Annotated in this window: 18 protein-coding genes and 1 pseudogene; 10 read left to right on the forward strand and 9 right to left on the reverse strand. The window is 55.4% G+C overall.

Annotated elements, in window-relative coordinates:
• Nucleotides 1-48: 48 nt before the first annotated feature.
• Genes Q8O73_RS06020 through Q8O73_RS06030 form a run of 3 tightly spaced genes read right to left on the reverse strand, consistent with a single transcriptional unit; the run spans nucleotide 49 to nucleotide 2,729 of the window.
• Nucleotides 49-804 carry a siderophore-interacting protein gene (locus tag Q8O73_RS06020; RefSeq protein ID WP_305556408.1) on the reverse strand — a complete coding sequence of 252 codons (756 nt, stop codon included), beginning with the start codon at nucleotides 802-804 and terminating at the stop codon, nucleotides 49-51.
• Nucleotides 805-846: 42 nt separating this feature from the next.
• The gene (locus Q8O73_RS06025; RefSeq protein ID WP_305556411.1) at nucleotides 847-1,284 is read right to left on the reverse strand and encodes a MarR family winged helix-turn-helix transcriptional regulator; all 438 of its coding nucleotides are present in this window, start codon (nucleotides 1,282-1,284) and stop codon (nucleotides 847-849) included.
• Between the two features lie 47 nt (nucleotides 1,285-1,331).
• Entirely contained in the window at nucleotides 1,332-2,729 is a 1,398-nt protein-coding gene (locus Q8O73_RS06030) for an MFS transporter (protein WP_305556414.1), read from the reverse strand.
• A gap of 1,070 nt (nucleotides 2,730-3,799) precedes the next feature.
• Between Q8O73_RS06030 and Q8O73_RS06035 the strand changes: the two genes are divergently transcribed.
• The 4 genes from Q8O73_RS06035 to Q8O73_RS06050 are packed head-to-tail and all read left to right on the forward strand — an operon-like array spanning nucleotide 3,800 to nucleotide 6,624.
• Nucleotides 3,800-4,033, forward strand: a complete 234-nt coding sequence (locus Q8O73_RS06035; protein ID WP_305556417.1) for a hypothetical protein — start codon at nucleotides 3,800-3,802, stop codon at nucleotides 4,031-4,033.
• 31 nt (nucleotides 4,034-4,064) lie between these two features.
• Nucleotides 4,065-4,265 carry a hypothetical protein gene (locus Q8O73_RS06040; protein ID WP_305556419.1) on the forward strand — a complete coding sequence of 67 codons (201 nt, stop codon included), beginning with the start codon at nucleotides 4,065-4,067 and terminating at the stop codon, nucleotides 4,263-4,265.
• A 43-nt stretch (nucleotides 4,266-4,308) separates the two neighbouring features.
• Nucleotides 4,309-4,557, forward strand: coding sequence for a type II toxin-antitoxin system HicB family antitoxin (locus tag Q8O73_RS06045; protein ID WP_305556420.1), 249 nt, complete (start codon nucleotides 4,309-4,311; stop codon nucleotides 4,555-4,557).
• A 36-nt stretch (nucleotides 4,558-4,593) separates the two neighbouring features.
• Complete coding sequence (locus Q8O73_RS06050) at nucleotides 4,594-6,624, forward strand: ATP-binding protein (protein WP_305556422.1); 2,031 nt, start codon at nucleotides 4,594-4,596, stop codon at nucleotides 6,622-6,624.
• Between the two features lie 39 nt (nucleotides 6,625-6,663).
• Here Q8O73_RS06050 and Q8O73_RS06055 read toward each other — a convergent pair whose 3' ends face one another.
• Nucleotides 6,664-7,863 (reverse strand): TIGR03862 family flavoprotein, encoded by a 1,200-nt coding sequence (locus Q8O73_RS06055; protein WP_305556424.1) that lies wholly within the window; start codon nucleotides 7,861-7,863, stop codon nucleotides 6,664-6,666.
• Between the two features lie 317 nt (nucleotides 7,864-8,180).
• Here Q8O73_RS06055 and Q8O73_RS06060 point away from each other — a divergent pair, with 317 nt between their 5' ends.
• The 3 genes from Q8O73_RS06060 (at nucleotide 8,181) to Q8O73_RS06070 (ending at nucleotide 10,870) form a co-directional block, all read left to right on the forward strand.
• Complete coding sequence (locus Q8O73_RS06060; RefSeq protein ID WP_305556426.1) at nucleotides 8,181-9,224, forward strand: ABC transporter substrate-binding protein; 1,044 nt, start codon at nucleotides 8,181-8,183, stop codon at nucleotides 9,222-9,224.
• 79 nt (nucleotides 9,225-9,303) lie between these two features.
• Entirely contained in the window at nucleotides 9,304-10,077 is a 774-nt protein-coding gene (locus Q8O73_RS06065; protein WP_305556428.1) for an ABC transporter ATP-binding protein, read from the forward strand.
• Nucleotides 10,067-10,870, forward strand: coding sequence for an ABC transporter permease (locus Q8O73_RS06070; protein WP_305556430.1), 804 nt, complete (start codon nucleotides 10,067-10,069; stop codon nucleotides 10,868-10,870). The genes Q8O73_RS06065 and Q8O73_RS06070 overlap by 11 nt, the downstream gene beginning before the upstream one ends.
• 31 nt (nucleotides 10,871-10,901) lie before the next feature.
• On the opposite strand, the pseudogene Q8O73_RS06075 reads toward Q8O73_RS06070, so the two are convergent.
• The 5 genes and pseudogenes from Q8O73_RS06075 to pcaQ form a co-directional block, all read right to left on the reverse strand.
• Nucleotides 10,902-11,783: pseudogene (locus tag Q8O73_RS06075) on the reverse strand (helix-turn-helix domain-containing protein); the annotation flags it as partial.
• Between the two features lie 11 nt (nucleotides 11,784-11,794).
• The gene (locus tag Q8O73_RS06080) at nucleotides 11,795-13,186 is read right to left on the reverse strand and encodes a TRAP transporter large permease (protein WP_305556433.1); all 1,392 of its coding nucleotides are present in this window, start codon (nucleotides 13,184-13,186) and stop codon (nucleotides 11,795-11,797) included.
• Nucleotides 13,179-13,679 (reverse strand): TRAP transporter small permease, encoded by a 501-nt coding sequence (locus tag Q8O73_RS06085; RefSeq protein WP_305556435.1) that lies wholly within the window; start codon nucleotides 13,677-13,679, stop codon nucleotides 13,179-13,181. Before Q8O73_RS06085 ends, Q8O73_RS06080 begins: the two co-directional genes overlap by 8 nt.
• Before the next feature lie 67 nt (nucleotides 13,680-13,746).
• Nucleotides 13,747-14,781: a TRAP transporter substrate-binding protein gene (locus Q8O73_RS06090; protein ID WP_305556437.1), complete on the reverse strand. Its 1,035-nt coding sequence runs from the start codon at nucleotides 14,779-14,781 to the stop codon at nucleotides 13,747-13,749.
• A gap of 203 nt (nucleotides 14,782-14,984) precedes the next feature.
• The gene (gene pcaQ, locus Q8O73_RS06095) at nucleotides 14,985-15,926 is read right to left on the reverse strand and encodes a pca operon transcription factor PcaQ (protein ID WP_305556440.1); all 942 of its coding nucleotides are present in this window, start codon (nucleotides 15,924-15,926) and stop codon (nucleotides 14,985-14,987) included.
• A gap of 129 nt (nucleotides 15,927-16,055) precedes the next feature.
• On the opposite strand from pcaQ, the gene pcaD reads away from it, so the two are divergent.
• From pcaD to pcaH, 3 genes are read left to right on the forward strand one after another with little or no spacing between them, the layout of a single operon-like run.
• Nucleotides 16,056-16,856 (forward strand): 3-oxoadipate enol-lactonase, encoded by an 801-nt coding sequence (pcaD, locus tag Q8O73_RS06100; RefSeq protein ID WP_305556443.1) that lies wholly within the window; start codon nucleotides 16,056-16,058, stop codon nucleotides 16,854-16,856.
• The gene (gene pcaC, locus Q8O73_RS06105) at nucleotides 16,825-17,247 is read left to right on the forward strand and encodes a 4-carboxymuconolactone decarboxylase (protein ID WP_371135045.1); all 423 of its coding nucleotides are present in this window, start codon (nucleotides 16,825-16,827) and stop codon (nucleotides 17,245-17,247) included. The genes pcaD and pcaC overlap by 32 nt, the downstream gene beginning before the upstream one ends.
• Complete coding sequence (pcaH, locus tag Q8O73_RS06110; protein ID WP_305556448.1) at nucleotides 17,247-17,948, forward strand: protocatechuate 3,4-dioxygenase subunit beta; 702 nt, start codon at nucleotides 17,247-17,249, stop codon at nucleotides 17,946-17,948. The genes pcaC and pcaH overlap by 1 nt, the downstream gene beginning before the upstream one ends.

The raw sequence follows: 17,948 nt of genomic DNA on the forward strand, positions 1-17,948 counted from the left end.
TTATGTCAGGGAACGGTCAAACGCATTGACGCAGAACAATGCCCCCGATCACGCGGCCCTTTCGGCATCAGCGCGTTTTTCGACTTTGTGTTTTTCTTCGTTGCTGCCGAGTTTCCAATAGCTGGAAATATAAAGATTGTCCCGGTCAAGGGCGCGGTCGTTGCAGAGATGATCGCGCAATTTGCGCATGCTGGAAAATTCGCAGGCGACCCAGACCGAGGGCCGACCATCGGGCCAGGGCAGGGTTTTGACATGATCAATCAAAACGTCGCTGTTGATGCCCGGATGCGGGTTGAGTTTCCAGTGGATGTGAAAATCCTGTGGGGCGGCAATCTTCTGAATATCGGATTCCGCCAGAATTTCGATCACGGCATGGCCTTTGGCATTGGGCGGCAATTGTTCGATATTGACGCTGATTGCGGGCAGGGCGGTCATATCGCCGACAATCAGGAACCAGTCGGCCCTGTTATCGACCAGTTTTTTCGGGCCGGGCCCGCCAACGGCAAGGGTATCGCCGGGCGCACAGGCCCCGGCCCAGCGCGATGCCGGGCCGCCATCGCCATGCAGGACAAAATCAATATCGATTTCACCGGGGCGATGATGGCGCACGGTATAGGTCCGCAACACCGGGCGATCTGTGGCGGCGGCATCGCCTGATTGCGGCAGGATCAGTTTGACATAGGCGCTGCCCTGATCATCGGGGAAACCGGCCATGCCATCGCCGCCAAGGGTGATGCGCAGCATATTGGGGGTGATCTGGGCCTTGCGGATCACGGTCAGGGTCCGGGGGGCTGGTTTGGTCATGATATTCACCTGTCTGGAAGATTGGGGTATCGGCATTCGGTTTCAGGATTCAAGGTTCTCGGCCATCAGGCCGGTGATCGTGGCAAAATCGCGGATTTGTTTTGGGCTTAGCCCCCGCGCCATGCGGGTGCGGATTTGGGTTTCGACAGTGCGGAAACTGTCCATCAGGGCATCGCCCGCCGGGGTCAGATGCAGGGTCTGGCTGCGGCGGTCGTCGCAATGGGGTTTCTTTTCGATCAGGCCGTTCTGTTCCAGTTCGTTTAACAGGCGGGTGATGCGGCCCTTGTCCTGGGCGGTTTGGGCGGCGATTTGCTGTGCCGTCAGGCCGGATGTTCTGGCGATCCATTTCAGGGTGCGCATATGGGAAACCGGCAGGGGCATGTTGGCGGCATGCAGGCCTTCGCGCATGGCGCGTTTATAGGCATGAAACAGCCGGTGCAATGTTTCGCCGGGCAACAATTCGTTCACCGGTTCGGTCATTGAGATGTTCCTTTCCTGTGTTTTTGCAACCGGGTCAGCGGGGCGGATCACTGAATGATTCCGGCCCGCAGGGCCAGTTTCCGCCCGACACAAATCAGGGCGGACAAAACGGCAAAGCCGGTGGCGGTGATCATCACCGGCATCAGGTCAAACGCCCCGCCGGTGCCGATCAGGATGGCGGCAAGGGCGGCCCCGATGGATTGCCCGGTCAGGCGGGCGGTGGACAACATGCCGCTGGCGCCGCCGCTGCGGTCGCGGGGGGCGCTGGTCATCATCAGGCGGTTATTGGGCGATTGAAACAGGCCAAATCCCGCCCCGCACAACAATAACGACCCGATAATCGCCAGATGGGCGTCTGTGGCGGGGATCATCGTGGTGGAAAACAGCCCGACGGCAAACAGGGCCATGCCGATTCCGGTCAGATTGATGGGCGAATATCTGTCGGACAATCGCCCGGCAAAGGGGGCGATGATGGCGGTGGCAACCGGCCACGGCGTCATCAAAAGGCCGGTTTGAACGGCGCTGTAACCCAGCACATCATGGAAATAAAAGGGCAGGGCGACAAAGGCGATGAATTGCGCACAAAACCCGCAGATGGACGAGGCAATCGACCCGGCAAAAACCGGCAGGCGCAACAGATCCAGCGGCAACATCGGCCTGTCGCGGTATAATTGCCGCCGCACCAGCAAAACCCCGGCGATTGCGGCAATGAGGAATTGCGCGGCAATCAGGGCGGCGGGGCCATCGGTGCCAATGGTGCCAAGGCCGGAAATCAACCCGCCAAAGGCCAGCACATTGAGAATCGCACTGACATAATCAAAGCGGGTGCGGCTGGGATGGGTGTGGGGCAAGGAGAAAAAGCCCAGCGCAATTGCGACAATCGAAATCGGCACATTGATCAGAAACAGCCAGTGCCAGCTTGCCACCGCCAGAATCGCCGAGGCCAGGGTTGGCCCGCCCGCCGCCGCGACGGAAACCGTCATTGCGATCCAGCCGATGGCCTGACCCAGTTTGGCCTGCGGTATGGTGTGGCGCATGATCGCGGCATTGATGCTCATTAACGCGGCCCCGCCCAGACCCTGCAACACGCGGGCGAAGGTCAGAAATGTAATGTCGGGCGACCAGGCACACAGGGCCGATGCGACGCCAAACACCACCATGCCGCACAGATAAACCTTGCGAAACCCGATGGCCTCGCCAAGGGCGGCCATCGGCAATAAGGATACAACGACCGCAAGCTGATAGGCGGTGATGACCCAGATGGCGTGCGCCGGGCTGACATTCTGATCCTGCGCAATGGCGGGCAGGGCGACATTCATGATCGACCCGTCGAGAACCGCCATGGTGACGGTCAAAAGCAGGGTGATGGTGGCAAAGGCCCGGCGCGGTTGGGGCAGGCCATCGGGATGGATGACGGCCGGGCCGGGGGCGGCAAGGAATGTCATGGGCGATCCCTTTCGGATCGGGCCGCACGGGACGGAAACGGACAGCGGGGCAATCTGTTTGCGCCTGCTGTTTTGTCCGGCGGCGATGATTGTTGATAGTGTCAACCAATAATTATTAAGGTTGACAGAGTCAACAGGATTGTTGCGACTGACTGTCATGTGCGCTGTGCAACCCTGTGGGTTGATCGGGCGGGGTGATCATAAGTAATTGAAAATATTGTGGATTTAATGCGATCCAAATTATTTTCAGATTTTTTGAAAAAAGTTCTTGATTTGTTCTTTTCATCGTGGCATAACAGAAAAGTCAAGGGGATAAATCCGCCCGGACCGAAACCCGCAAGGCTTATGTCTTGCGGGTTTTTGCGTTTGGGCCAGAGGAAAGAAATGATGATGCAGCGATACATTGACAGACAGATCGAAAGGCGCCCCCGCAGGATCACGACCGGCAGGTGGAAAAGTCATTACGGTGGCCCTGCGCGGGTCCGCTAACCCGGCCATTGGTCAAGACGCCCGAATTGCGTCTTGTCGGTGGCGCGTCCTGCCCGGATCGTGGCGGGAGCTGTCGGCCTTGCCGGGGGTGTTGGTACGGCGGGCGGAAGCCCGAAGTGTGTCCGGTCTTGCCCGGTTCCCGTGATGACGGGAAAGGCGGGTTGTGGCCGGGCGGTCTTGCGACAGGTTCGGTTAACGCGGGGCGAAGGCCCGGCGGTGAAAGGGAAGACCCAAGCCTGCATTTTCGGATGCGGCGGGTGAGGCAGACGGGGGTATGGGCGCCATATCAAGTACCCCTGATGGAGCCTCGCCAAAGTCCCACGGGGGTAGTCCGTCTTGTGTGCATCGGTTCTGCCCGGTTGACGATTCGGGGGCTGTCACAGCCGTTATTTGGCGGTTTTCCGGGGCTAGTGGCTGTGATGCGGCAATTTTACCGGTTGTTTTCAGGGATCATGATTGATTACTGAAAGCGAGTCGGCGAGGCCAGATTTTTTGATTTCATTAATCGGGTGTGCTCATTGAAATGACAAGGCGCAAATGGGCAGGAAGATGAAACCCGTCAAAAGATCATGGATGCGGCGTTGGAACTTTACAGTCTTTGCGGCCCGGCCAAAACAACGATCAGCGCGATTGCCGGCCGGGCCGGGGGGATGCGCCTTGTTGGCAGTGGTTCTGCCGGGTTTTGGCCGGGGCAGGTGATTGCCCGGATTCCGGGCCGGGCGTTGCGCCGTTCGGAAGGATGTGTTTTGGCGCATTTTGCGCGGCATCCTACCCTGACGGGGGATGGTCGGGGGATGTTTTGTGGCGTAGGATGAGGGACGGGAAAGTTTGGGAAGGGACAGCCAGATGAAACAGATCGCAATGGTTTTGATCGCCAGTGGCGTGATGCTGGGCGCTTTTGAAATCCATGCCGAAGCCATCACACCGGCATCATCCGTCCTCATCGCAGAGGGCGCCATCCATCACGGCGGCGGATGCCGCAAAAGCTCCCCGCCCGGTCAATGTTGCCACATGGATAACAGCGTGGGGACGGTGCATTGTCATTGAGCGGGTGGCAAAATGGGGCGACGTGCGGAACAGGGACGGGATCATGAATGCGATGATGTATCGGGGATATGCTGCCCGGATTGAATTTGACAGCCTTGATGAAATCTTTGTTGGCCGGATTTCCGGCATTCGGGACCGGGTTGGATTTCATGCCGATACCGTCCCCGCCCTTAAACAGGCGTTTCACGAGGCGGTCGATGATTATATTGAAACATGCGCCAAAACCGGCAATGAACCGCAAAAACCCTATTCTGGCAAAGTGATGCTGCGCGTGAAGTCCGATATCCATTGATTTATTGTTTGGTGGATTATTATGTAAAATAATATCATGTCATTTATTGTTCATGATGTAAATTTTTTGAATATGGGGGGGATGATGAGCGAAGCATCTGTGGTTATAAATAACTGGAAAAATGATCCAATGGGGAGGGTTAATAATATTTCATTGGCCCCCAATGCAAAGAACACTTTGTTTCCACTTTTTGAAGCAGTAATGAATTCAATTCATGCTATTGAGGAGCGTTTTGGAAAAGATAATATTTTGCAAGGTCGGATAAGAATTAATTTAGTTAGAAATGAAAGAAATGATTGTTTAGGGTTTATTGTCGAAGATAACGGTGTTGGATTTAATAAAGGAAATTTAGAATCATTCATTAAGATGGATTCTCAGAAAAAAGCAGTAATTGGTGGTAAAGGTGTCGGCCGTCTGCTTTGGTTAAAAGTGATGGAATCTGTTCATATTAGGAGTGGATTTAAAGATGATGAAAATATTAACAAAGTTGAATTTGATTTTTGCATAAATGATCCTATTCAAAACATAAAATATCATAATAGTGGGCGAGATTCAGACATCGGTACTACGGTCTTGCTATCGCCCTATCGCGATGTTTACGCTCGCTCTATACCCCGAAAAAGTACCACTATTGCAAGTAGGGTTCTGGCTCACTTCATTAGTTATTTCGTTAACATCAGTCAGCCAAAAATAGAAATCATAGATGGTGATCAATCTATTGATTTATTTGATCAATTTACGTCTTCGACAGAAAGGGATAAGGATTTTAGTTACACAATCCCTGACATGTTTGGGGATGAGAAATTCGTTTGCCACTGCTATCTACTTCCAAAGGCAATATCTGACGATGAAAAAAGTACTAATGCACTTTATCTCGGAGCCAATGGGAGAGCGGTAAAACGTTATGAGATGGATGCTGTTCTGGGAATGAAAGCAATAAATGGTAAGTTTGCTTTTCTCGGCTATGTCGAATCGGAGGTATTAAATAAATCTGCAAACGAAACTCGGACGGATTTTTCATTATCAGATGATGAGATTGATGAAATTGTTAATTTAGCAAAAATTAATGTAAAAGAATTCCTTAAGCCGGAAATTGATGAAATTAGAGAAAAACAAGAAGTTGTTGTTGCTAATTTGCGGGTGGAGCATCCAAGGTTCTTAAGTGTAGCTCGTGATCCGAAGAAATTCTCTCAGCAACTACATCTGTCTATGCAGAAAGAAGAGGATATATTTGTTGAGCTTTCTCGGAGGTCTTTGCGGCAATACAAGAAGCTCAAAAATGGATTTCTGAAATCTGTTCAGAAAAAGCTACCAGATATAACTAGTAAAGCTCAAGAGTATGTGGCGGGACTGCAAAGTGAATCTGTGTCATCTCTTGCGGAATATGTGATGAAAAGGAAGCTTATAATTGATGTTTTTGAGCAAAGCTTAAAGTACATCAATCAAGATGAAGGGAAATCTGAGTATGAAAACGTAGTTCACGATATTGTTTGTCCACTGAAATCAACATCAGATAATTTGGAATATGAGGACCATAATCTATGGATTATTGATGATAGGTTGGCATTTTTTTCCTACTTTAATTCCGATAAGGAAATGAAATCTCAGGTTCACAATGCTAAGGATCCATTGCTTCGACCTGATATTTCAGTTTTTGATCTAGGTCTTGGATTCCAGAATACAGATTTATCACAACCTATAACAATAATAGAGTTTAAGCGTCCAAAAAGGGATGACTATAGTCTGGAGAAAAATCCGATAACGCAGGTTCGTAAATATGTAGAAAACATGCGAAATTCAGGTGCAGCAACCAAATTTGATGGCGAGGTTCTTCGGCAAATCGATAATACTACCCCTTTTGTATGTCATATTATAGCGGATGTAACACCTACCCTGCGTAGCGTGATGAAGGATTTGGGGCCTTTTCATCAAAAAGTTGGTTCTGGTACTTGGTATCGTTGGGATAACTCTTATAATATATTCATAGAGATATCCTCTTTCAAAGACGTTCTTGACTCGGCTAAGCTGAGAAATAAAGCGTTCTTTGAAAAAATTGGGTTAATGTGAATTGAGTGAGAAGTCTATAGCTACAAAGTTTTATAAAAGTTATATTTTTGCTATGTTGCTCAGGGCCAAACACCCCGTCAACAAATACCCCCCCGTCGGGGCTTCCCAATCCACCATCTCCCCAACGCAATAAGTGCCGGGGCGTTTGAGCAGTTGGAAATTTTCATCGAGTTCTTCCCATGCCACGCCGCCTGCGGTGCTGATGGCTTCGTCAATCGGGCGGGGGCGGGTGATTTTGATCGGCAGGGCCTTGATCGCGGTTGCGAGTTTGGCCGGGTTATTGAGGGTTTCGGGCGGGGTTTTCTCGAACATCAGGGCGGTTTTGGTGGCGTCAAGGCCAAGGGTTTTGCGCAGATGATTGCCGAGCGAATTTTTGCCCCGTGGTTTGGCGAGGCGGGTCGCGATATCGGCAAGGTCGCGGTCGGGGATCAGGTCGAGCGTGATCGTGGCGGTGCCGGTGGCAAGCCATGTGTCGCGGATTGTGGCGGAGATGGCATAAATCGCGCTGCCTTCGACCCCGTTTTTTGAAATGACAAATTCGCCGCGCACGGTGTGGCTGCCACAGGTGAGGATCACCGGTTTGACCGGTCTGCCTGCGCATTTGTCGATCAAATGATCGGACCATGCCACGTCAAAGCCGCAATTGGCCGGTTTGAACGGCGTGCATCTGATCCCGGCGCGGGTCAGGATATCCATCCATTTGCCATCCGATCCCAGACGTTTCCAGCTTCCACCGCCCAGCGCCAGCACGGTGATATCGGCCTTTGCCGTTATGGGGCCGTCTGGCGTTTTGAAAACGGCGTGGCCCTTGTCATCCCAGCCGGTCCAGTAATGGCGATACTGGATTTTGCAGCCAAGGCCGTCAAGGCGGCGTAGCCAGGCGCGCAAAAGCGGGCTTGCCTTCATCGCGGTGGGAAAAACCCGGCCCGACGAGCCGACAAAGGTTTCAATGCCCAGCCCGGTACACCAGTCGCGGATATGCTGCGGCCCGAATGTGCGCAGATGCGGTTCCAGCCGTTCGCGCGAGGTGCCGTAACGGGTCAGGAAGGTTTCCAGATCTTCGCTATGCGTGATGTTGAGGCCCGATTTCCCCGCCATCAGGAATTTGCGCCCGGCGCTGGCCATGCCTTCAAATATCGTGACGGCATGGCCCGCCCCGGCCAGACGTTCGGCGGCCATCAGGCCGGCCGGGCCTGCGCCAATGATCATGGCGGTTTTCGCCGGGGTCTGTGCGGGCATGGCGGGTCCTGTTTTCAGGGGGGCGGGATCGGGGAATCCGGAAAGGGCGGAACAGGGGGCTATTTTTAGCCATGCGGGGGGTGTTTGGCAATGCTGGCGGTGGGGGTGGGTTACGCCCGGCGGGTGATGTCATCGGCGGGCAGATCACCCACCGGGCGGAAGACAAAGGGCGGATATGGGTAAAAACGGCCTTGCGGACGGCAAAGGTTGGCAATGTGTCGGCAAATCATATAACAAAAATACCCAAGCCATCATCCCGCCTTTGACACATAGCGGGATGGATCAAAAGCAAGAATTGTGCGGAGGAAAACATCATTATGAAGTCATCGTGGTTGAAACGTTCGGCAGTGGCGGCACTTGTTGCGGCATCGCTGGGCGGTTTTGGGGCCCAAGCCGCCATTGCGGCCGAGAAAATCAATATTGCCTCGCTGGCCTTTGTATCGAGTGCGCCGTTGTTTATTGCCCAGGAAAAAGGGTATTTCGCGGACGAAGACCTTGATGCCGAGATTACCTTTTTTCAGGCGGCACAGCCGGTTGCGGTGGCCATTGCCTCGAACGATGCCGATTTTGGCGTGACGGCCTTTACCGGCGGGTTTTTCAATCTGGCGGCCAAGGGCGGATTGCGGGTGATTGGCGCCCAGTTGCACGAAGATGCCGGTTATGACGGATCGGCAATTCTGGCGTCCAATGCGGCCTTTGAAGCCGGGTTGACCAGCGTTGATCAATTGCCGGGCCATAGTATTGCGATCAGCCAGGTCGGGTCGAGCTTTCATTACATGGTGGGCAATATTGCCGACAAGGCCGGGTTTGAGATCGACAGCATCGAGATGAAACCGTTGCAATCGGTGCCCAATATGATCGGCGCGCTGAAAAGCGGGCAGGTGGACAGCATGATCATCGTGCCGCATATCGCCAAGCCGCTGGCGGCATCGGGGGCCGGTCATATCATTGGCTGGGTCAAGGATTATGTGCCCTATCAGGTGGGCGGGCTGTTTACATCGCAGCGCAATATCGACGAACGCCGCGATGTGGTGGCAAAATTTGTCCGGGCCTATCAAAAGGGGGTTGCCGATTATCGGGCGGCCTTGCTGATGACCGATGAGGCGGGCAAGCTGATTGAAAGCGACAGCACGGCGGAAATCCTCGAAATCGTGCATAAATATGTCTATGCCGAGGAAGACGCCAAAACCGCCTATCCGAAAATTCGCAATGGTGCGATGTTCATCACCGAAGAGGCGCGCCTGAATGTTGCCGATGTCGCCGCCCAGGTGAAATGGTATCAGGCGGGCGGGTTTGTCGATGCGTCGGTTGACCCGGCATCCTTCATCGATACCAGCTTTATCCCGGCTTTGGCCGAATAAACCCGATCTGTGACGCCGGACTGCATCGGGGATGGGGTCCGGCGGTTTTGTTTGTGATTTCAAAGTGATGGATTTTGCCATGCGGCTGCACATCAACGGTATTTGTCATTCCTATGATCAGGTCGAGGCGCTGCGCGATATCGAATTTGGCATCGAGCCGGGGGAAATTGTCGCCCTGATCGGGCCGTCTGGCTGTGGCAAATCGACATTGCTGTCGATCATTGGCGGGTTGCTGAAACCGACATCGGGCAAGGTTTTGATGTGCGATCAGGCCACCCCGGACGGGTGCCTGAACCCGCTGACCTATGTGTTTCAGGATTTTGCCTTGCTGCCGTGGCGCACGGTTGCGGGCAATATCAGTCTGGTTCTGGAAGATCATCCATTGGGCAAGGCCGAACGCGAAGCCCGGATTGCCGAGGTTCTGGCGCAAACCAATCTGGCCGATTTTGCCGGGGCCTATCCCAAACAGCTTTCGGGCGGGATGAAACAGCGGGTTGGCATTGCGCGTGCCCTTGCGGTGCGCCCGGCGGTCTTGTTGATGGATGAACCGTTATCGGCACTCGATGCGCAGACCCGGATTTTGTTGCTTGATGAATTTGCCGCCCTGTTTGTACGCACCGGCATGACGGCGGTTTATGTGACGCATAACCTGAACGAAGCGGTGCGGCTGGCGCATCGGGTGGTGGCCTTGCGCCGCCGTCCCGGTACGATCAAGGCAATCCATAGCATTGATATTCCGATTGATCAGCGGGTGGAGGGGATGCCCGAACTGGTCGCGCATCAAAACGCCCTGTGGGATTTGATCCGGGATGAGGCCATTGCGGCGGACAAGGAGCTTGACCATGTCGCGTGATATTGAGGCAGGCGCAAGCCGCGTGCGGTTTCGCGCCACCGGTTTTAACCCGCGTGCCAATCCGTTGGCGGCATGGGGCAGCTTTGTGGTGGTGATTGCCCTGTGGCAATTGGGGTCCAGCACCGGTTTTATCAGCGAACTGGCGATGCCAAGCCCGGTTGCGGTGGCCAGTGCGCTTTGGAAGCTGATTATATCGGGCGATTTGTGGCGGCATTTGTCGGCATCGTTGCAACGCCTGTTTGGCGGCTGGATCATCGGGACTGTGGCGGGGCTGGCGGTCGGGTTTCTGGTCGGGATGTTTTCATGGGCGCGGTCGCCCGGTGTGGCGATGGTATCCGCCCTTTTTCCGATCCCGAAAATTGCGTTATTGCCGCTTTTCATCATCTGGTTTGGTATTGGCGAGCCATCGAAATTTGCCACCATTGCCTTTGGCGTGTTTTTTCCGACCGTGATCAATACGTTTGGCGGGGTGGATAATGTGGCGCGCAATCTGATCCGCATGGGGCAGAGTTTTGACATGCCGATGATGTCGATTGTTCGCAAAATCATCCTGCCCGGTGCCTTGCCGACCATTTTGTCGGGATTTCGCATTTCATCGTCGATTGCGATTATCCTGCTGATTGCGGCTGAGATGATCGGCGCACAATATGGCATTGGCGCGTTTATTCTGGCGGCAGGCAACCTGTATCAGACCGATCAGCTGATTGCCGGGGTGGTGGTTTTGTCGTTGTTGGGGCTGTGCGTGTCGTGGTTGCTGGGGCGGCTGGATCGCTGGTTGCTGGCGTGGCGATAGGGGGCTGTTGACGATGGCCTGTGCGGAAACGCGCAGGCGACGTTCCGGCCTTTTTGGTGAAAAAGCGCGAAAAATAACCGGCATCGCGAAAGCCGAGATCATCGGCGATCTGTTGCACGGCGATGTCGGTATAGATCAGGGTGCGTTTGGCCTCCAGCATCAGGCGCGATTGCACGACATCGGTTGCCGTCATGTCGTAAATGTCTTTGGCGATGCGGTTGAGCTGTGTCGTGGTGATGCCGATGTCGCGGGCATAGGATTCCAGCGATTTGTGTTGGCGGTAATGGCGTTCGATCAGGGTTTGAAATTTGCGGAATTTCGCCCGTTTCTGTTCCTGGCGGCTTAATCTGCCCTGTGTCGGCAATTGCGCCTGACGGCAGATATGCAGCAGCAACAACCCCATAATCTGACGCAGGGCAAACAGCCGTCCGGCCTGATGGCCGTCATATTCGGCCACCAGTTGCGCCATCAGGAAATCGCCCTTTGCCGGGGTGGTGTCATCGCCATTGGTGCCAAAAAAGACGCTGCGCGGGGTGTCGAGTTGCGATAACAGGCGCGGGGCGGGGGCGAGAATGGCGGCGACGTGATGATCGGTCAGGGAAATCACCCAGCCGTCGATATCGTTGCTGAATTTAAAGCCATGCACGGTGCCGGGCGGGATCGTCAGCATGTTTTGCGGCCCCAGCGAAAAGTGCCGGTCGTCAAAGGTGATATCGGCAGTGCCGCGCGTGATATAAAGCATCTGAAACAGATTGGCGTGACGATGGGGGCGGATATACATATTGTGCAGCCGCGACCGCGCCGGGATCGATTCCAGATGGAAAAATTCCGGTTCGGCGCGGATGTCGATATCCTGCTGGCTGTCCTCGCCATACAGCTGATAGACCGGAATGCTGTTGCGGGTGGCGATCATTTTGTTTGCACCTAGCCCGCCAGCATCCACGGCACAAACAGCGTGATGGCCGGGACAAAGATAATCAGGGCAATGCGAAACAGTTCGGCGGTGAAAAACGGCATCACCCCGCGAAAGGTCTGCCCCATTGGCACACCTTCGGCCAGGGCATTGATGATAAAGACATTCAGGCCGACCGGTGGCGTGATCAGCCCCAGTTCAACGACAATCAGGGCCAGAATGCCAAACCAGATTTTCAGATCCTCGGTGCCCATGCCATAGGCGGCACTGGCCGCCGTGGCCCAGTCCCCGCCATTGATATCGACCAAAGCAGGCCAGAAAAACGGGATGACCACAACGATCATCGACAGGCTTTCCATGAAACAGCCCAGAAGGATCAGGGCCATCAACATCAGAACCATGATCAGCCACGGGTCAAGGCCGCTGGTGGCGGCCATGTCGGCCATAAAGGCCGGAAGACCGGCACGGCTGAAAAAGCCCTTGAGGACTTCGGCACCGAACAGGATGAAGAAAATCATCGCGGTGGTGACGGCGGTATCGCGCAAGGCCTGTTTGAGACCGGCAAAATCAAGCCCGCCCCGCCCGCGCAACCGCATATAAAGGCCATAGACCAGAATGGCAAAGACACCCACCCCCGCCGCCGGGGTCGGGGTAAACAGACCGGCCCCCAGACCCAGAATGATCGACCCGAAAATCACCAGAACCGGGATCAGGCGCAATAATGCCGCACGGCGTTCGGCGGGGGGCATCGGGGCCGGAACCGGGGCCAGCGACGGATTGAGGCGCACCTGAAGGGCAATCACCGCCATAAACAGGGCCACCGCAATCAGGCCGGGAATGATCGCGGCCTGAAACATGCGGATGATCGAGGCTTCGACGGTGACAGCATAAATCACGAGTGCCACCGAAGGCGGGATCAGAATGCCAAGGGTGCCGCCCGCCGCCAGCGTACCGGTGGCCAGACGTGGCGAATAATTGAGACGGCGCAATTCCGGCAGGGCGACCTTACCCATCGTCGAGGCGGTGGCCAGCGACGAGCCGCAGACCGCGCCAAACCCGGCACAAGCGCCGATGGCGGCCATCGCAACCCCGCCGCGAAACCGGCCCAGCAGGGCATTGACCCCCTGAAACAGATCGCGCGACAGATTAGCCTGACTGGCGAGATAGCCCATCAGAACGAATAAGGGCACCACCGATAATTCGTAATTGGAGACCAGCCCCCACAACAGGGATTTGAATTGCTGCAAATAGGGTTCAAAGCGCAAAAACGGGAAAAAGACGGAGAGGATGAAATTGCCGCCAATGCCAACCCCGACCATCGCCAGCCCGACCGGAACCCGCAGGGCAAGAATGAAAAACAGCACGCCGAGACCGGCCACCCCGATCAGTTCACGTTCAGACATGTTGGTCTTCTTTCTCGAAAATCTGGCTGGCGCTGATCAGCGTCCAGAGAATCAGCGACAGGATGCCCGGCACATAAAACGGCCAGATCTGCCAGCCAAGGATCGATGACAGGGTATTGTCGCCGCGCACTTCAAACAGGCCGTTAAACATCATCCATGCCAGAAAACCGGCCAGCAGGGTCATCAGGGTGGATGAGATGATCTGCACAATCCGCCCGAAACCGGCGGGAAACAGTTTCATGAAAACATCGACCGCGACATGGCCGTGGCGGGTCTGGCAATAAGGGAAAAACATCAGGACGGCGCAACTGACCAGCAGGCTGACGAAATCTTCGTAGCCGATGATGGCGGGGACATTTTCCCCGAAATGGCGGGCGAGGCGGTCCAGCCCGAAGGCCGTGACATTGACCATTGTGACCACCGAAATGATCAGGGCCAGCACGCCCCCCAGAACCGCCCACCACGCGGCGGTTTTATATAGAATCTGTTTCATCTGTCGGATCATTCTTGCGGGATCAAAAAGGGTCACGCCCCCGGTTGCGGGCGCGTGACCGGCAAGATTATTGCGCCGTATGGGCCAGAACGGCGGCACGCGCCTTTTCGACCAAAGCGGCACCGTCAATGTTGCTGCCTTTGGCCTCGTCGATCCAGCGATCAACGACCGGGGCGCTGGCATCGTCAAAGGTGGCTTTTTCGGCCGGGGTCAGTTCGATGATCTGACCCTTGCCCGCGCGGATCATGTTTTTGCCGACTTCTTCGACATCGTTAAAGACATCGCCGATTTGGGCGGTAAAATCGCGACCGGAATTGCGGTCGATGATTTCTTTCAGATCATCGGGCAGGCTGTCATACCGATCCTTGTTCATGGCGAACAGGAAGACACTGGTGCCAAAGCGCGAATTGACGCCTTCGCCTTCGACGGAAAATGCCGTCAGTTCCGCCAGTTTCAGGGGCGGGACCACTTCAAACGGCACCAGACCACCATCAACTACGCCCAGCGACATGGCCTGCGGCAGGGCCGGGACCGGCATGCCGACCGGTTCGGCACCCCAGGATTCAATCACCCAACTGCCGGTGCGGGTCGGCGTGCGCAGTTTCAAACCCTTGACATCGGCAACGGTGCGGACTTCTTTTTGCGTCAAATGGATGGCCTGACCGGCATGAACATGGACGGCAAGGGGGTGGATGTCCTTGAGGTCCGGTGCCATGTCGTCCATCATGTCCCAGATTGCCAGATTGGTGGCGCGGGCATCGCCCAGATGCACACCGGGCAGTTCAAAAACTTCGGTATGGGGGAAAACACCCGGCGTATAACCCGGCAGGGTCCAGACGATATCGGCGACGCCATCGCGGACCTGACGATACAGTTCCGGCGGATTGCCGCCCATCGACATGGACGGGAAAATTTCAAATTTGATGCGGCCGTTTGATTCTTCTTCGATTTTTTTCGCCCAGGGTTCCATCATGCCGGCCTGTGCCGGGGCCTTGGGGCCCAAAAAGTGATGGATGGTCAGGGTGACTTCCTGTGCCTGCGCGCCAAACGACACCATTGTCGCCACGGCTGCACCGGCCAGCAATTTACTGAAATGTTTCATTTTTCCTCCTTGAACGTCGGCTTGCGCCTTGGCCTGGGCTGATGTTCCTGTTGATGGTTTTCGCCACAAGTTTTTGTTTTTGTTGTTTTTTCTTATTCGATCCGGTCGGATTTAACCCGTACGGGATCGGATTTTGCACGACTCTAATATCATCGATCCGGTTATGTATAATGATATTGGCGGCACTATCCATAACCGCCAGATTATGTCTGGGGGCGTGTACGCACGGAATGATGCAGGGCGGCTTCTTCGCGGACCGCATTGATCAGCATGTCAACCGGCGGCGATGACGGGGCGTCAATGCGGGTGGTCAGGCCGACCGGGCCAAAGGTATCGCTGGTATCGATCGGCAATTCGACCAGGGCCCCTTCGGCAATGTCGGTGGCGACGGCCCCGTTGGAAATGATCCATACCGCGTCGGTTTCGCGGGTAAAGGCGCGGCCAAAGGATGTCGAAACGGTTTCGATGCGATCCGGGATTGCGCCAATGCCGTTGGTGATCAGAAGACGATCCACCACGCCCCGAATAATCGCCTGTCGGGTTGGAATCAGCACGGTGTAATCGCGGATTTTGGTGATGTCGGGTGTTTTATCAGCCAGCAGGGGATGGCCCGGCCGGACCACCAGCGAAATATGTTCGGAATAGAGATGCAAAAAGGACAGGCCGGACATCTGATCGGGTTCGGCCAGACGCCCGACCACCAGATCAAGCTCGCCCACCCGCAATTGCCCCAATATCATGGTATTGGGGCCGGTAATGACGCGCACCGTGGTATCGGGGGCCATCATTTTGAACCGGCGCAGGGCAGCGGGCATGACACTTGCCGCGACCGTCGGCAGGACGCCCAGTGTGATGGTCAGGCCGCCTTGCGTGCGGACCTGACTGATGCTGTCCACGCCCTGACGCAGGGCGGTGACACTGGCCCCGGCATAACGCAGGAAAACCTTGCCAAAATCGGTCAGGGTGACGCCGCGTTTGCTGCGGTCAAACAGGCGGGCTTCGAGATGTTCTTCGAGTTCGCGGATGGTTTTGGAGACGGCGGGCTGGGTAATCGACAGGGTATCGGCGGCGCGGACAACGCTGCGTTGGCGGGCGACTTCCAGAAAGCAGGTGAGGTGACGGAATTTGATGCGTTGATCAAGCATGTTTGGCCCTTTTAAAGCCGGAAAAAGGATGATCCATAATTATATAGTTATGTATTTAGCGCAAATGATCATTTTACATAACCAATTGATCCGATCAGATTGGCAGGAACATAGTCAGGGTGGAAACAAATGACATTGCATGTTGCACAACTGAACGGCACCCATCTGCATTATGCCGATTTTGGCCCCAAAGAGGCCCCGGTTCTGGTGTTTTCCAATTCGCTGGGTACGGATTTTCGCATCTGGTCCGATGTGGTGCCGGTTTTTGCCGGGACGTTTCGCGTTGTGACCTATGACGCCCGCGGTCATGGTTTGTCGGGCATTGGCGATCAGGATTACAGCATTGATTTGCATGCCCGCGACCTGATGGCGTTGCTGGATCATCTCGACATCAAGCAGGCGATTGTCTGTGGGTTGTCGGTGGGCGGGCTGATTGCGCAAAAACTGGCAGAACTGGCCCCGGCGCGGGTGCGCGGCCTGATCCTGTGCGATACGGCACCTAAAATTGGCGATTCCGCGGGCTGGAACGCCCGGATCGAGGCGATTGAAAAAGGCGGCATCGAAATTCTGGCCGATGCCATCATGGAACGGTGGTTGTCGCCTGATTTCCATAAAAACCGCCCGGCGGAAACAGCCCTTTATCGCGATATGCTGGTGCGGACCCCGGTAGCCGGATATGCCGGGACGTGCAAGGCGATCCGCGATGCCGATCTGGGCGCGCAGGCAAAACGCCTTGCCGTGCCGGTTTTGTGCATTTGCGGGACCCTTGATCTGGCGACGCCGCCCGATCTGGTGATTGCGATGGCAAAGCGGATTCCGGGGGCGGAAATGGCGTTGATTGACGGGGCGGGGCATTTGCCGTGCCTTGAAAAACCCGATGAACTTTCCCGGCTGATTGATGGCTTTATCAAGGAGAAGAAACTTGTCTGAGGACCGGTTTGCAACAGGAATGAAAACCCGCCGTGCGGTCCTTGGCGATGCCCATGTGGATCGGGTATCGGCCGGCAAGACCGGTTTTGATGACGGTTTTCAACGCTATATCACGGAAAATGTCTGGGGCAGTTTGTGGACCGGCGATGTTTTGAGCAAGCGCGAACGCAGCATTGTGACCATCGCCCTGATGGCGGCATTGGGCCATGAAGAAGAACTGGCGATGCATATCCGGGCCACCGTCAATACCGGTGCCAGTCAGGAGGATGTGCGCGAAGCCTTGATGCATGTGGCGATTTATGCCGGGATTCCGGCGGGGAATACGGCGATCCGCATCGCCAAGCAGGCCTTTGCCGAGATAGAGCAGGCCGCAGACAAGGGAGAGACATAATGCCCACCTTCAAGCCGCGTGATTGGGGAAGCCATGCCCCTTATATCGCACCGGATTACAAATCCACCGTCCTGCGCGGGCCGACCAGACCGTTATTGCCGATCACATCGGGCCTGACAGAAGGGACGGGGCCGGTTTTTGCCCGTGCTGCAATCCGCAATCTGGATTGGGATTTGACGCAAAATGGCCGGGTCAATGGCGATCCGATTGGCGAACGCATGGTGGTGCATGGCCGGGTTATGGATTGTGACGGCAGGCCGCAACCCCATATTCTGGTGGAAATCTGGCAGGCCAATGCGGCGGGGCGATATGTCCATAAGGTGGATCAGCATAATGCGCCGCTGGATCCGAATTTTCGCGGATCGGGCCGTTGCATGACCGATGAAAACGGCCATTACCGGTTCTATACGATCAAGCCGGGGGCCTATCCGTGGGGCAATCATTTCAATGCGTGGCGGCCCAATCATATTCACCTGTCGCTGTTTGGGCCGGGATTTGCCACACGGCTGGTCACACAGATGTATTTCCCGGGCGATCCTTTGCTGGAACTGGACCCAATTTTTCTGGGCACCCCGGATGCGGCGGCGCGCGACCGCCTGATTTCCAGATTTTCGATTGATAAAACCGAAGAAGGTTTTGCACTGGGATATGAATTTGACATCGTTCTGCGCGGACGATTTGCCACCCCGATGGAGGATTGA

It is taken from the genome of Thalassospira sp. (assembly GCF_030690045.1).
In the GTDB taxonomy this organism is placed as follows: domain Bacteria; phylum Pseudomonadota; class Alphaproteobacteria; order Rhodospirillales; family Thalassospiraceae; genus Thalassospira.